Below are 13278 nucleotides of genomic sequence, written 5' to 3'. Positions count from 1 at the left end.
TTTAAAGTTAGTATAGAAATTATCAGCTATAACGATAGATGTCAAATCATTTTATTATAAAACCACTCTACCCAACCCCCACACAAAGAAAAAGCCCCCGCTCGGTTTGAGCGGGGGCTTTTAGGTATAGGGAGCTGACGATGACCTACTCTCACATGGGCGAACCACACTACCATTGGCGCTACGATGTTTCACTTCTGAGTTCGGGAAGGGATCAGGTGGTTCCATCGTGCTATTGTCGTCAGCAAAGGGGGTATAGATATGAGTTGGTTAAGTTATTTACTTAACTTTATGTTGACTAGTATATCAAGAACCTGAATCAAGTAATCATCAGGATGATATCGAAATAATTGGTGACATACTAAAACCACTTGGGTGTTGTATGGTCAAGCCAAACGAGCAATTAGTACAGGTTAGCTACACGCATCACTGCGCTTCCACACCCTGCCTATCAACGTCCTAGTCTTGAACGGCTCTTAAGGGAAATCTAATCTTGAGGTTGGCTTCCCGCTTAGATGCTTTCAGCGGTTATCCAATCCGAACGTAGCTACCGGGCAATGCCATTGGCATGACAACCCGAACACCAGCGGTTCGTCCACTCTGGTCCTCTCGTACTAGGAGCAGATCCTCTCAAATTTCCAACGCCCACGGTAGATAGGGACCGAACTGTCTCACGACGTTCTAAACCCAGCTCGCGTACCTCTTTAAATGGCGAACAGCCATACCCTTAGGACCTGCTTCAGCCCTAGGATGAGATGAGCCGACATCGAGGTGCCAAACACCGCCGTCGATATGAACTCTTGGGCGGTATCAGCCTGTTATCCCCAGAGTACCTTTTATCCGTTGAGCGATGGCCCTTCCATACAGAACCACCGGATCACTAAGACCTACTTTCGTACCTGCTCGACTTGTGGGTCTCGCAGTTAAGCGCGCTTTTGCCTTTATACTCTTTGAACGATTTCCGACCGTTCTGAGCGCACCTTCGTACTCCTCCGTTACTCTTTAGGAGGAGACCGCCCCAGTCAAACTACCCACCATACATTGTCCTCGGTATTGTTATACCTGAGTTAGAACCCCAACATGACCAGGGTGGTATTTCAAGGTTGGCTCCACAAATACTGGCGTATCTGCTTCAAAGCCTCCCACCTATCCTGCACAAGTCAGGTCAAAGTTCAATGTAAAGCTGTAGTAAAGGTTCACGGGGTCTTTCCGTCTAGCCGCGGGTACACAGCATCTTCACTGCGATTTCGATTTCACTGAGTCTCTGCTGGAGACAGCGCTGCCATCATTATGCCATTCGTGCAGGTCGGAACTTACCCGACAAGGAATTTCGCTACCTTAGGACCGTTATAGTTACGGCCGCCGTTTACTGGGGCTTCGATCAAGACCTTCGCATACGCTAAGCCCATCAATTAACCTTCCAGCACCGGGCAGGCATCACACCCTATACGTCCACTTTCGTGTTTGCAGAGTGCTGTGTTTTTAATAAACAGTTGCAGCAGCCTGGTATCTGCGACTGTCAATAGCTTACGGAGCAAGTCCTTCACCATCGACAGCGTACCTTCTCCCGAAGTTACGGTACCATTTTGCCTAGTTCCTTCAGCAGAGTTCTCTCAAGCGCCTTGGTATTCTCTACCTGATCACCTGTGTCGGTTTAGGGTACGATTCGTTTATGACTATAGTTTAGAAGCTTTTCCTGGAAGCATGGTATTTGCCACTTCGCTAGTAAACTAGCTTGCTATCAGATCTCAGTATTAACAGCCCGGATTTACCTAAGCCGTCTACCTACATCCTTCCACCTGGACAACCATCGCCAGGCTGGCATAACCTTCTCCGTCCCTCCATCACATCATAAACAAGTATCGGAATATTAACCGATTTCCCATCGACTACGCCTTTCGGCCTCGCCTTAGGGGTCGACTCACCCAGCCCCGATTAACGTTGGACTGGAACCCTTGATCTTCCGGCGTGCGAGCTTTTCACTCGCATTATCGTTACTCACGTCAGCATTCGCTCTTGTGATACCTCCAGCATACCTTACGATACACCTTCACAGGCTTACACAACGCTCCCCTACCACTTGAAACATGTTCAAATCCGCAGCTTCGGCTCCTAGTTTGAGCCCCGTTACATCTTCCGCGCGGGCCGACTCGACTAGTGAGCTATTACGCTTTCTTTAAAGGATGGCTGCTTCTAAGCCAACCTCCTAGCTGTCTATGCCTTCCCACTTCGTTTCCCACTTAACTAGGAATTTGGGGCCTTAGCTGGCGGTCTGGGTTGTTTCCCTCTCCACGACGGACGTTAGCACCCGCCGTGTGTCTCCCGGATATCACTCATCGGTATTCGGAGTTTGCATCGGTTTGGTAAGTCGGTATGACCCCCTAGCCGAAACAGTGCTCTACCCCCAATGGTGTTCGTCCGAGGCGCTACCTAAATAGCTTTCGGGGAGAACCAGCTATCACCGAGTTTGATTAGCCTTTCACCCCTATCCACAAGTCATCCCCTGGCTTTTCAACGACAGTGGGTTCGGTCCTCCGGTGCCTGTTACGGCACTTTCAACCTGCTCATGGATAGATCACTCGGTTTCGGGTCTATACCCTGCAACTAAACGCCCTATTAAGACTCGGTTTCCCTACGGCTCCCCTAATGGTTAACCTTGCTACAGAATATAAGTCGCTGACCCATTATACAAAAGGTACGCGGTCACACTGCAAGAGTGCTCCCACTGCTTGTACGCACACGGTTTCAGGTTCTATTTCACTCCCCTCACAGGGGTTCTTTTCGCCTTTCCCTCACGGTACTGGTTCACTATCGGTCAGTCAGGAGTATTTAGCCTTGGAGGATGGTCCCCCCATCTTCATACAGAATTTCTCGTGTTCCGCACTACTTAATATGCTTCATTATATGTTTCGAATACGGGGCTATCACCCACTATGGCCAGTTTTCCCACACTGTTCTTCTACATATAAATCCGTCGGCTCCTCCCCGTTCGCTCGCCGCTACTAGGGGAATCTCATTTGATGTCTTTTCCTAAGGGTACTGAGATGTTTCACTTCCCCTCGTTCGCTTCCTAATAAATTAGGATACCCAGCTTACACTGGGTGGGTTTCCCCATTCAGAAATCTCCGGATCACAGGATATTGCCGCCTCCCCGAAGCTTATCGCAGGCTGTCACGTCTTTCATCGCCTCTGACTGCCAAGGCATCCACCATGTGCGCTTAATTACTTGACCATACAACCCCAAAGGGTCTTATGTTCAGCAATTATAACGATATCACCTTGATAATTTACGCTTGATTCAGTTCTCTTTACTTTGTAACCAACCCCTTGGGATAACAACTGATGTCATTAAAAGGTTGGTTACTGGTTAAACAATGGCTCAGTGAATGATTCATCGTTTAACCGTATTACAACTCATATCTATGTTTTTAAATAGTAATAACGTCTTCATCAGATCGTCATATATTCTCTGTATAAAACAGAAGTAAGTAATTTATTATTTAACAACTAAATAATCACTTAATTCTACTTTATCCACTCTGATTATCTGCACCTATTATGGTGGAGCCAAGGAGAGTCGAACTCCTGACCTCCTGCGTGCAAGGCAGGCGCTCTACCAACTGAGCTATGGCCCCGTATAGGATAATGGTGGGTCTGATAAGACTTGAACTTATGACCCCCGCGTTATCAACACGGTGCTCTAACCAGCTGAGCTACAGACCCTTCAGAGCTTGCTAAATCAAAGAACAACTTGTTGTGAATTCTTGCTAACCGAATGCTTTTGTTAAGGAGGTGATCCAGCCGCAGGTTCCCCTACGGCTACCTTGTTACGACTTCACCCCAGTCATCGACCACACCGTGGTGAGCGCCCTCTAAAAGTTAGGCTACCCACTTCTGGTGCAATCAACTCCCATGGTGTGACGGGCGGTGTGTACAAGGCCCGGGAACGTATTCACCGCGGCATTCTGATCCGCGATTACTAGCGATTCCGACTTCATGGAGTCGAGTTGCAGACTCCAATCCGGACTACGATAGGCTTTTTGAGATTCGCATCACATCGCTGTGTAGCTGCCCTCTGTACCTACCATTGTAGCACGTGTGTAGCCCTGGTCGTAAGGGCCATGATGACTTGACGTCGTCCCCGCCTTCCTCCAGTTTGTCACTGGCAGTATCCTTAGAGTCCCCGGCCAAACCGCTGGTAACTAAGGAAAAGGGTTGCGCTCGTTGCGGGACTTAACCCAACATCTCACGACACGAGCTGACGACAGCCATGCAGCACCTGTATTCTAATTCCCGAAGGCACTCCCGCATCTCTGCAGGATTCTAGATATGTCAAGACCAGGTAAGGTTCTTCGCGTTGCATCGAATTAAACCACATGCTCCACCGCTTGTGCGGGCCCCCGTCAATTCATTTGAGTTTTAACCTTGCGGCCGTACTCCCCAGGCGGTCTACTTATTGCGTTAGCTGCGTCACTAAGGGATCAAGTCCCCCAACGACTAGTAGACATCGTTTACGGCGTGGACTACCAGGGTATCTAATCCTGTTTGCTACCCACGCTTTCGAACCTCAGTGTCAGTATGATGCCAGGAGGCTGCCTTCGCCATCGGTATTCCTTCAGATCTCTACGCATTTCACCGCTACACCTGAAATTCTACCTCCCTCTCACCTACTCTAGCCTGACAGTATCAGATGCAGTTCCCAGGTTAAGCCCGGGGATTTCACATCTGACTTATCAAACCACCTACGCTCGCTTTACGCCCAGTAATTCCGATTAACGCTTGCACCCTCTGTATTACCGCGGCTGCTGGCACAGAGTTAGCCGGTGCTTATTCTGCAGCTAATGTCATCGCTAATGGGTATTAACCACTAGGTCTTCTTCACTGCTTAAAGTGCTTTACAACCAAAAGGCCTTCTTCACACACGCGGCATGGCTGGATCAGGGTTTCCCCCATTGTCCAATATTCCCCACTGCTGCCTCCCGTAGGAGTCCGGGCCGTGTCTCAGTCCCGGTGTGGCTGATCATCCTCTCAGACCAGCTACAGATCGTCGCCTTGGTAGGCCTTTACCCCACCAACTAGCTAATCCGACTTAGGCTCATCCAATAGCGAGAGCGCAAGCGCCCCCTTTTCCCCGTAGGGTGTATGCGGTATTAATTCGAGTTTCCCCGAGCTATCCCCCACTACTGGGCAGATTCCTAAGTATTACTCACCCGTCCGCCGCTCGACGCCTGGGAGCAAGCTCCCATCGTTTCCGCTCGACTTGCATGTGTTAAGCCTGCCGCCAGCGTTCAATCTGAGCCATGATCAAACTCTTCAGTTTAATCTTGCTATGAAGCTCTTTAAAGAAGCTTCTAAACTTGGCTCATTCGTTACTAGCAAATTTGCTTTCCGTATGTTTCATATAATGAATTAACTTCGAGTTTTTCTACTAATAATGAATGATAATTTCTTATCGCATTCTGTATTAGCAAAAATCCACACAAGTTGTTCTTTGATTTTAGCTTTTAAATAGTTGACTTATCTTGTCGTCCAAGGTAAGTTGTGCATGTAATCAAAAACTCATTCTTAATTTAAGATGGTTAGTGTTACTTGCGAGCCATCCAGTATATCATCATTTTAATATCTGTCAAGCTTTTTTATTCGGTAAGATTTAAATATTTTAAAATCTAAATCTTTATAATTTCACCAAAACTTCAGACCAACCCAAAGGTCGCTTCCGTTGTCCCGATAAGGTGCGTATTATAGACGCTTTATTTTTCTTGTCAAGACTTTGTTTCGTTTTATTTGATATTTGTTGCTTTTAATACGTTTGCAACATATCCGAAACCAGCTCTAACTCAACTTCCTCTAAATAACTGTTTTTACTCAGTTTTTAGCGCTAAGCTTTCGCCCTTTTGTCTGAACAGGGGCGTATTATATACTGTTTTTAATTGCCGTCAACCCCCTTTTCTAAATTTATCTCTTTTTAGTTAGGTTTAGTCGGTTTGGCGGGGTTTAATTGAGATTTATTGGTTTTGCATGGGGGTTGGTTAAGGCTACTAAAGCTATATATACGACAAAGTGAGCTAAAGCCCACTTTGTCGTTAACATCTCAATTAATCAAAACTATTATTCACTTAGGCAAGTTATGATCTAACTTAAACCTGATAAGCACATTAGTGGTTAATGCTCAACCGGATTTGTAACCTCAAGCGCTGCTTTATCCAATGGTGCAGTTAAGCTATATAAATCATATCTGCGTTGCAGCTTAGCACCACCATCACGTATCAATGGTTGATAAACTAAACTGGTCTGGCCTGAGGCCCACTGCGGGAACAGCGTATCTATTGGGATAGAAACATATACACCCTTATCCATACTGCCTTCGCCAAATTCTTCTGAAGAAACATTGGTCTTGGTTAGCCATCCGCCCATTTTAACACCGTTATCAAAGGTGCGTGATAAATCAAGCGTTGCGCCCTTGTCACCTGCCAGATATTGTCCAGCAGATAGCTTCATATCTACATCATATAAAGGTGTATCCCAATATAAGCTAACATGGCCGGTATTGACCTCGTAATCACGAACACCAAAATGCTGATCAAAGTCACGCTTACGCACACGGTTTAAGTCAATACCAATCGCCCAAGGCTGATTAGGTCGACGATACATTAGCTCACCACCAACACCAGCATACATTGACTCAAGATAACCAACGTAGGCTAAACCGTATAAATTATCTCCAAATGACTTAAACTGGTTAAGCTGTAAGTTAGGCATTAAGATCCGTGAAGTCGTCATGTATTCGCCGATATGGGTACGTACACGAGGCAACTTACTGTCCGCGGTATAACTATAATTATCGAAGTTATCTACCAAGCGTAGCTGTGCCTGACCACTGACCCAGCCGCCTTGCCACAGTCTATAATCGGCACTGGCATTGGCAAATATACCGTACAAGTAACCGTCTGGGCCACCAATGCTCTGACTAACACTTGGGAACAAGCTTAAACTGCCTTTTGGCATTTCAGCATGAGCCACGATTTTATTTTCTGTCAGCTGATAACTTTGAGAGGCAGAAGTTACGGTTACTGGCTGTTCTATACGCTGTGATGGCGGTAGTAACTGTAGATATTGCTCAGTCCATGTCTTCGGATCAATATTATAAACGCCGACAGGTTCGCCATAACGAGAGACTTGAATCTGCACAAAGCGTGTATCCGCTGGCAGACCTTGACGCAATATCTCCATGCCTTGTTTTAGACGCTCTTTTATGAATACGCCACCATGTTCTTCAACATTAATAAATGCATTTCCATTATCATAAGCAAGATCAGTCGCTCTCCAACCCGTTGCTTGAGAGAAAGCATTTAATACTGGTTGATTTTTCGACAGCCCTTCGGTGTCATCTTCAGCGAAGTTAAGCTTGTAACTTAAGCTCGAATAGCTCGATTTAGGAAGCCTTTCAAGGTTTTGAACGTTTTGCGCTTTTGGCTTAACCCTACCTAATCCAGACATATCACCTTGTAAGCTGATGCCCAACATTAAGGTATCGCCACGCTCTAGACCACTGCTGACAGTCAATCCTTTGCTCTTATCTTGCCAAGTGAGGCCCACATTTACTGGAAAATCTTTGGAATTGTCATCTTTATCAGAAAAAGGCTCCGACTCATAGTCTTTGCCATCATACTCAACCTTCACTGTTAGTGGCTCATAGGGGCTGTGCCATTGAACACCACCAAATAAGGAAGTTTTTCCAGTAAACCAAGACTTAGGACTGATACCTCCACCCCTATCGCCGCCTAGTAGACCACCATCAGAAACCCTCTCTTTAAAACGACTATCAATAACACCAAGAGGATTCTTTAAATTGCCACGACCACCTAAGTAACCCCAGCCCATCCCTAAACTAAAGTCAAAGTCTCCATAGCGCTTATTAGCAACCAGATACTCACCGCTAAATAGTCCCGTTCCAGCAGGATCTCGCCAACCAACTGCCAACTGAGGTATCCACTTACTTTCATTTAAAACCTTCAGCTTAATATCCAAAGACTTATCTTTAAGGTCTTGATTGGGACTGACAGGACCATAAGAAACACCATCGATATTAGTATATCTAACAGCGGTTTCTATTCTATCAAAAGGCTGAAGCACAATATTATATTGTGTATATGGATCGACATGTGATACATGAGCAGTCATACTGCCAGCTTTTTGCATTCTGGCCGTAGGTGTTTGTAGCAACCCAGTTATCCCCCAATCACTTGGGGTAACAGGCAAATCTCGTGCTGTTTCTGGATGCGCTTGAGACAAGGTTAATGGTGTCTCGTCTTGACCTAAGGGTAAAGACAAGTCAATGCCCTGGGTACCTATGAACTGAGCCACTTCTTCAGCCAGCTCATCTGGCCATTTGTTTGATGCGCTGGGCACCCATAACCATGAGCCTGGTGCTGGTGTTGATTGTTGCTGTACGTTCCACTTTTCTAATGTCAATCGCTCAACACTGCCATCTGCAGATATCAGATACGCCTCATCTGAGACAAATGACTTGCCAAACTTAACCTGACATTCAGAGACGTAGTCTGTTGCGCGCACACCAGCTTGATGAATAATGCGGCAAGCGCTTGCATCATCAAATAATACGGTCACTGTCGTTGGCTGCTGATGCAAAATAACCGTATCATTGCTTTTGAAAACAGGATCTTTACTGGGATTAACTTGTAAATAACTTGCATCCTGCTTAGGCAACACAACCCTGCCAGTAACAGACAAGCTGTTTAACCACTGTCTCAATGGCGCAATGCTGGCTCTATGATTAACAGAAGTGCCTGTGATATGACTAGTGATGTGCGTTGATACTTGATTGGCTACATTATTTTTGACACTGCTGATGGTGTTATTTATCTTGTTGCTAACCGCATTACCAGACGTATGATATATCGGTTGGTTAGCAATAAATTGTGCCAATTGCAGATCTAACTGATTAAATTTTGCCTGTTGTGCGGCCACTTCAACATCAGCTTCCCAAGCAAGTGCCGGCTCATAGTAATGTGCACTGTTGGCACTATCATCTAACTGCTCGCTGAGCCACTCACCCATCCGCGCTCCTTCAGGGGGCGATAATGGTTTAGCAGTACTGACTGCAGGACGCGATACGATATCTAAAGCTACTTGTGTATCATTAGAGTTTGCCAAGCGACTTGCTGAATTGGTTGATAGTGATGCGTTGCTTGCTAACTGTGCAGATGCCTCTGAGTTGGCATGTGCCATCAACGTAGCACTTGAGGCTAAAGCAATAACCAGATATTTCATTTTAAAACGGGGTGTAGAGATATTTTTTGACATTATAATGTTTTCCATACTTGCCAAGACAGACAGTATTGTTTGGAAATACATTGTTGTCCATAAACAGGTTCGTTCATACTTTGAGAGTCGAATGCGTACCAATAATCAAAGGTTGCATAAGGTTGAGAAGAAGCAGATTGAGAAGGATTAATAGTGGTCTCATGCAACCAGATCAAGTTGCTGTTTTCGCCAACATAACTATGGTGCTTAGGTTGTGAAGCCTCATTAACTTCCCTAAGCTGTGGCCATGCAACAACGCCATTAACCTGGTCAACTTGTCGACGAAATTGAAACGGCTTTGCTGCAGACCAACTAAATGGCTGCTGTAATTGCTCACGCCAGTCAATTAATGGTGTTGTCACTGAGATAAGCCGGCCATTTGACCATTTAAACACCGAGCGATCCGCGCTATAAAATACCTTAGTATTCGCCGCAGGCCATTGCTGAGTAGCACCCTGCGCTAACCATAATGTCTGACCATTCATATTCAGTTTAATATAATTAAACTGTGGGTTCAGCTGTGGCGTAGTGGACTTTTGCTTAAATACTTTACTTGGTGTTTTAAAGCACTTAGACTCCCCTGCGACACAGCCTGTTGTCGATTGGCAGGCACTTAATCCTAAGATACTAGCAACTGCTGCTGTTCCGAGCAGGTATCTTTGTAGCTTAAAGATTCCTTTCTTGTTTTGCATGTTCTTTTCAACTTTTTAATTTTTCAGCTTTGTTTTAACTTTAATGATTCACTTTTACAATGTTAGTGACTTACAACATATGCTGAGCAACAAACTGATATAGACAAAAAAATACCTTAAATTTAACAACTTAAGGTATTTTGTTAGATTTAAAAATAGAGTCAGCAACCACTGAGGTAATTATTGTTATTTCTACCTCAGTTGCTTAGGGTTCTAGCAACATCAATACTTGTAGATTAATGTCGCATAGACCTTTATTCCTTAGAATACTTTTACTAAGAGATTGCTGCTTAAAACTGCGACTACTTATTACTTGGTAGTACCTGTCGTACCGGTTGTACCTGTCGTGCTTGAAGAGCTAGAGCCGCCTGATGACGCTAAAATAGCCACACCGATCACACCGGCTGCAACAGGAACCCATGTTGGGATAGAACCAGACGCTGCGCCAACTGCTGTTGTTGGGCTAGGCGCTGTTGGTACTGTTGCTACAGGTTGTGGTGCTGGAGGTGGTTCAACAGCAGGTGTTGGCTGTGGAGCTGGTGCCGGCTCAACCGCAACTGGCTCAGGTGCTGTCGGTACAGGCATACCTTTAGGGAAGTTACCACTGAACCAGTTATCACACTGCTTCATAGATACACGAACGATATCACCTGATGAATTGGTATATTGGTTAATTTGCATATCTGGCGAATAAGGAACATATTTCCCCTGAATGGCTTTAGCAACACCATCACGACCATCACGACGACCGGTACCAAGGTCACAAGTACCTTGACGATACTGAGGGGCTAAATCACCCAGACGACCGGATTGAACAGCAACTTCACCACTACGTAGCATTGGCTTGTGATGGGTAACTGACTGATAGAATTTTGCAGATCCATTTTGAATCGCTGCACGACACTCATCAAGTGTGTCATAGCCAACGTTACCATGTGAGTCATAATGAATAGCTGCTTGTGCTGAAACGCTCATTGCAGCGCCTAACGTCAATAACGATAGCGAACCGATTAACCTTCCCATAATATTTTCCTTTACTTGCTTAGCTGTATAAATGAAATAAAAATATTAAATTAAATAGATAAATTATAAAAAAATTTTAATGAATAAAAATTCAATTGTTGGCGATAAACTACACTATTTTTACTAAGATGTACATATTTTTATAAACAAGTATATTACTTGTACTTATATAAAGCTGAGATAGCATTTAATGTAACAATCACTCAATAGCCTTGCATAGCCTACCTTTCATAATAATAAAAATCATTACTTTCTAATAAAAACCTTTAAATCAACAGGTTGCCTTACCCACTCCTCAACTCACCACTAGATCATGTCAGATATAACCAATAATAAACAATAATCGACACTTCATTTAATTAAATTTAAACCACAATATTTTTAAGGGTTTGATACAATAGAGTGAGAAGATTCCGATTATGAGGGCAATATGCAGACCATAAAAACAGACATAGTGATCGTTGGTGCTGGCGGTGCTGGACTTCGCGCTGCGATAGAAATTGCAGGCAGCTCACCAGACACAGAAGTAACGCTAATCTCGAAAGTATATCCCATGCGCAGCCATACGGTTGCCGCAGAAGGTGGAGCTGCTGGCGTCGTACGTGATGATGACTCACTAGAAAATCACTTTAATGACACTGTCTCAGGGGGCGATTGGCTATGTGAGCAAGATGTGGTTGAGTACTTTGTTGAGCACGCCACAGAAGAGATGGTGCAGCTTGAGCATTGGGGCTGCCCTTGGTCACGCCTGCCGGATGGTCGTGCTAATGTACGCCGCTTTGGTGGGATGAAAATTCCACGCACCTGGTTTGCATCGGATAAGACCGGATTTCATATCTTACACACCTTGTTTCAAACCTCTATACAGTATACAAATATTAAGCGCTTAGATGAACACTTTGTGTTGGATTTGGTTGTGAGTGGCAACGAAGATAGCAAGCAATTGCAAGGCGTTATTTGCTACGATTTATTGAACGGCAAAACGATTGGTGTACAGGCCAAAAGCGTCATTATTGCAACCGGTGGCGCTGGCCGTGTTTACGCTTTTAATACCAATGGCGGTATTGTCACCGGTGATGGTATGGCGTTGGCTTACCGTCATGGCGTGCCCCTTCGTGATATGGAGTTCGTACAATATCACCCAACAGGTCTACCAGGCTCTGGCATTTTAATGACCGAAGGTTGCCGCGGCGAAGGCGGAATATTGGTCAATAAAGACGGCTATCGCTATCTACAAGACTATGGACTTGGACCTGAAACCCCAGTGGGTGAGCCGAAGAATAAATATATGGAACTTGGGCCACGCGATCGATTGTCACAAGCGTTCTATCACGAATGGAAGGCAGGTCGTACCATCGACACACCCAGAGGACCAGCTGTTCATCTCGATCTTCGCCACTTGGGAGAAGCCTATATTAATGAGCGCCTACCCTTTATTAGATCATTGGCGCAAAAGTTTGTTGGTGTAGATCCTGTCCATGAACCGATTCCAGTCCGTGCAACCGTCCACTACACCATGGGCGGCATTGAAACCGACCGTCATTGTCAAACACGTCTTGCCGGCTTATTTGCGGTTGGTGAATGTGCGTCGGTGGGACTGCATGGTGCCAATCGCTTGGGCTCAAACTCATTAAGCGAACTGTGTGTGTTTGGCAAAGTGGCAGGTGAGTCTGCCCTGAGTCATGCGCAACACTATGCGCAGACAAAACAGTCAAATCAAAATGAGCTCACGCTGTCACAATTTGAACAATTAGCGCAGCAAGCCTTTCAGCCCTATGCCGAGTTATTACACCGCAGCGATGGCACAGAAAAGCCTGCTGACATTCGTCGTGATCTGGGGCAGCTGATGGAAGAAAATGTGGGCATTTATCGCAGTGCTGAACATTCAGAAATTGCCATTGCCGGCATTAAACAGCTCAAGCAGCGCTATAAAAATGTCAAAATCACCGATCACAGCGCTACCTTTAATACTGACTGGCTAACTACTATTGAGCTGGGTTATCTGCTTGATGTGGCAGAAAGCATGATTTATAGCGCCAGCGCGCGTAAAGAATCACGCGGTTCACACCAACGTCTCGACTACCCTGAACGTGATGATGAGCATTATTTAAAACACTCTCTGGCTTTTTATCAGCCTGACGCAGCCCCTGAGATTAAATATAGTGAGGTGTTAATTACCAAGTCACAACCTGCCACACGTGCTTATGGTGCTGCCGGAGATGCTAGAGGAGACAACTAA

The 13278-nt window shown here is 45.3% G+C and carries 4 protein-coding genes, 2 tRNA genes and 3 rRNA genes; 1 reads left to right on the top strand and 8 read right to left on the bottom strand.

Annotated features, from left to right (window positions below):
* Nucleotides 1-132: 132 nt before the first annotated feature.
* The 8 genes from rrf to A6J60_RS09075 all read right to left on the bottom strand — a co-directional run bounded on the left by rrf (nt 133) and on the right by A6J60_RS09075 (nt 11039).
* Nucleotides 133-246: ribosomal RNA gene (gene rrf / locus A6J60_RS09110) — 5S ribosomal RNA — on the bottom strand.
* A 136-nt stretch (nt 247-382) separates the two neighbouring features.
* Nucleotides 383-3232, bottom strand: a 23S ribosomal RNA gene (locus A6J60_RS09105).
* Between the two features lie 327 nt (nt 3233-3559).
* Nucleotides 3560-3635: transfer RNA gene (locus A6J60_RS09100), tRNA-Ala, on the bottom strand.
* Between the two features lie 11 nt (nt 3636-3646).
* Nucleotides 3647-3723 (bottom strand) — tRNA-Ile (locus A6J60_RS09095).
* 62 nt (nt 3724-3785) lie between these two features.
* Nucleotides 3786-5320 (bottom strand): 16S ribosomal RNA (locus A6J60_RS09090).
* The 16S, 23S and 5S rRNA genes sit together here with 2 tRNA genes alongside, the layout of an rRNA operon.
* Before the next feature lie 842 nt (nt 5321-6162).
* Nucleotides 6163-9324: a YjbH domain-containing protein gene (locus A6J60_RS09085; RefSeq protein ID WP_227526104.1), complete on the bottom strand. Its 3162-nt coding sequence runs from the start codon at nt 9322-9324 to the stop codon at nt 6163-6165.
* Entirely contained in the window at nt 9324-10016 is a 693-nt protein-coding gene (locus A6J60_RS09080) for a hypothetical protein (RefSeq protein ID WP_096065713.1), read from the bottom strand. The genes A6J60_RS09085 and A6J60_RS09080 overlap by 1 nt, the downstream gene beginning before the upstream one ends.
* A gap of 309 nt (nt 10017-10325) precedes the next feature.
* Complete coding sequence (locus A6J60_RS09075; RefSeq protein WP_096065712.1) at nt 10326-11039, bottom strand: hypothetical protein; 714 nt, start codon at nt 11037-11039, stop codon at nt 10326-10328.
* A 430-nt stretch (nt 11040-11469) separates the two neighbouring features.
* Between A6J60_RS09075 and frdA the strand changes: the two genes are divergently transcribed.
* Entirely contained in the window at nt 11470-13278 is a 1809-nt protein-coding gene (frdA, locus tag A6J60_RS09070) for a fumarate reductase (quinol) flavoprotein subunit (RefSeq protein ID WP_096065711.1), read from the top strand.

Source organism: Psychrobacter sp. FDAARGOS_221, from assembly GCF_002313155.2.
GTDB lineage: Bacteria > Pseudomonadota > Gammaproteobacteria > Pseudomonadales > Moraxellaceae > Psychrobacter.
The sequence above is the reverse complement of the archived record's forward strand: the minus strand, read 5'-3'. Positions and strand labels throughout refer to the sequence as shown.

Bases quoted from the DNA above. Each gene is read 5' to 3' on its own strand.
- A6J60_RS09085 (WP_227526104.1), bottom strand. From the start codon at position 9,324: ATGTCAAAAAATATCTCTACACCCCGTTTTAAAATGAAATATCTGGTT.
- frdA (WP_096065711.1), top strand. From the start codon at position 11,470: ATGCAGACCATAAAAACAGACATAGTGATCGTTGGTGCTGGCGGTGCT.
- A6J60_RS09080 (WP_096065713.1), bottom strand. From the start codon at position 10,016: ATGCAAAACAAGAAAGGAATCTTTAAGCTACAAAGATACCTGCTCGGA.
- A6J60_RS09075 (WP_096065712.1), bottom strand. From the start codon at position 11,039: ATGGGAAGGTTAATCGGTTCGCTATCGTTATTGACGTTAGGCGCTGCA.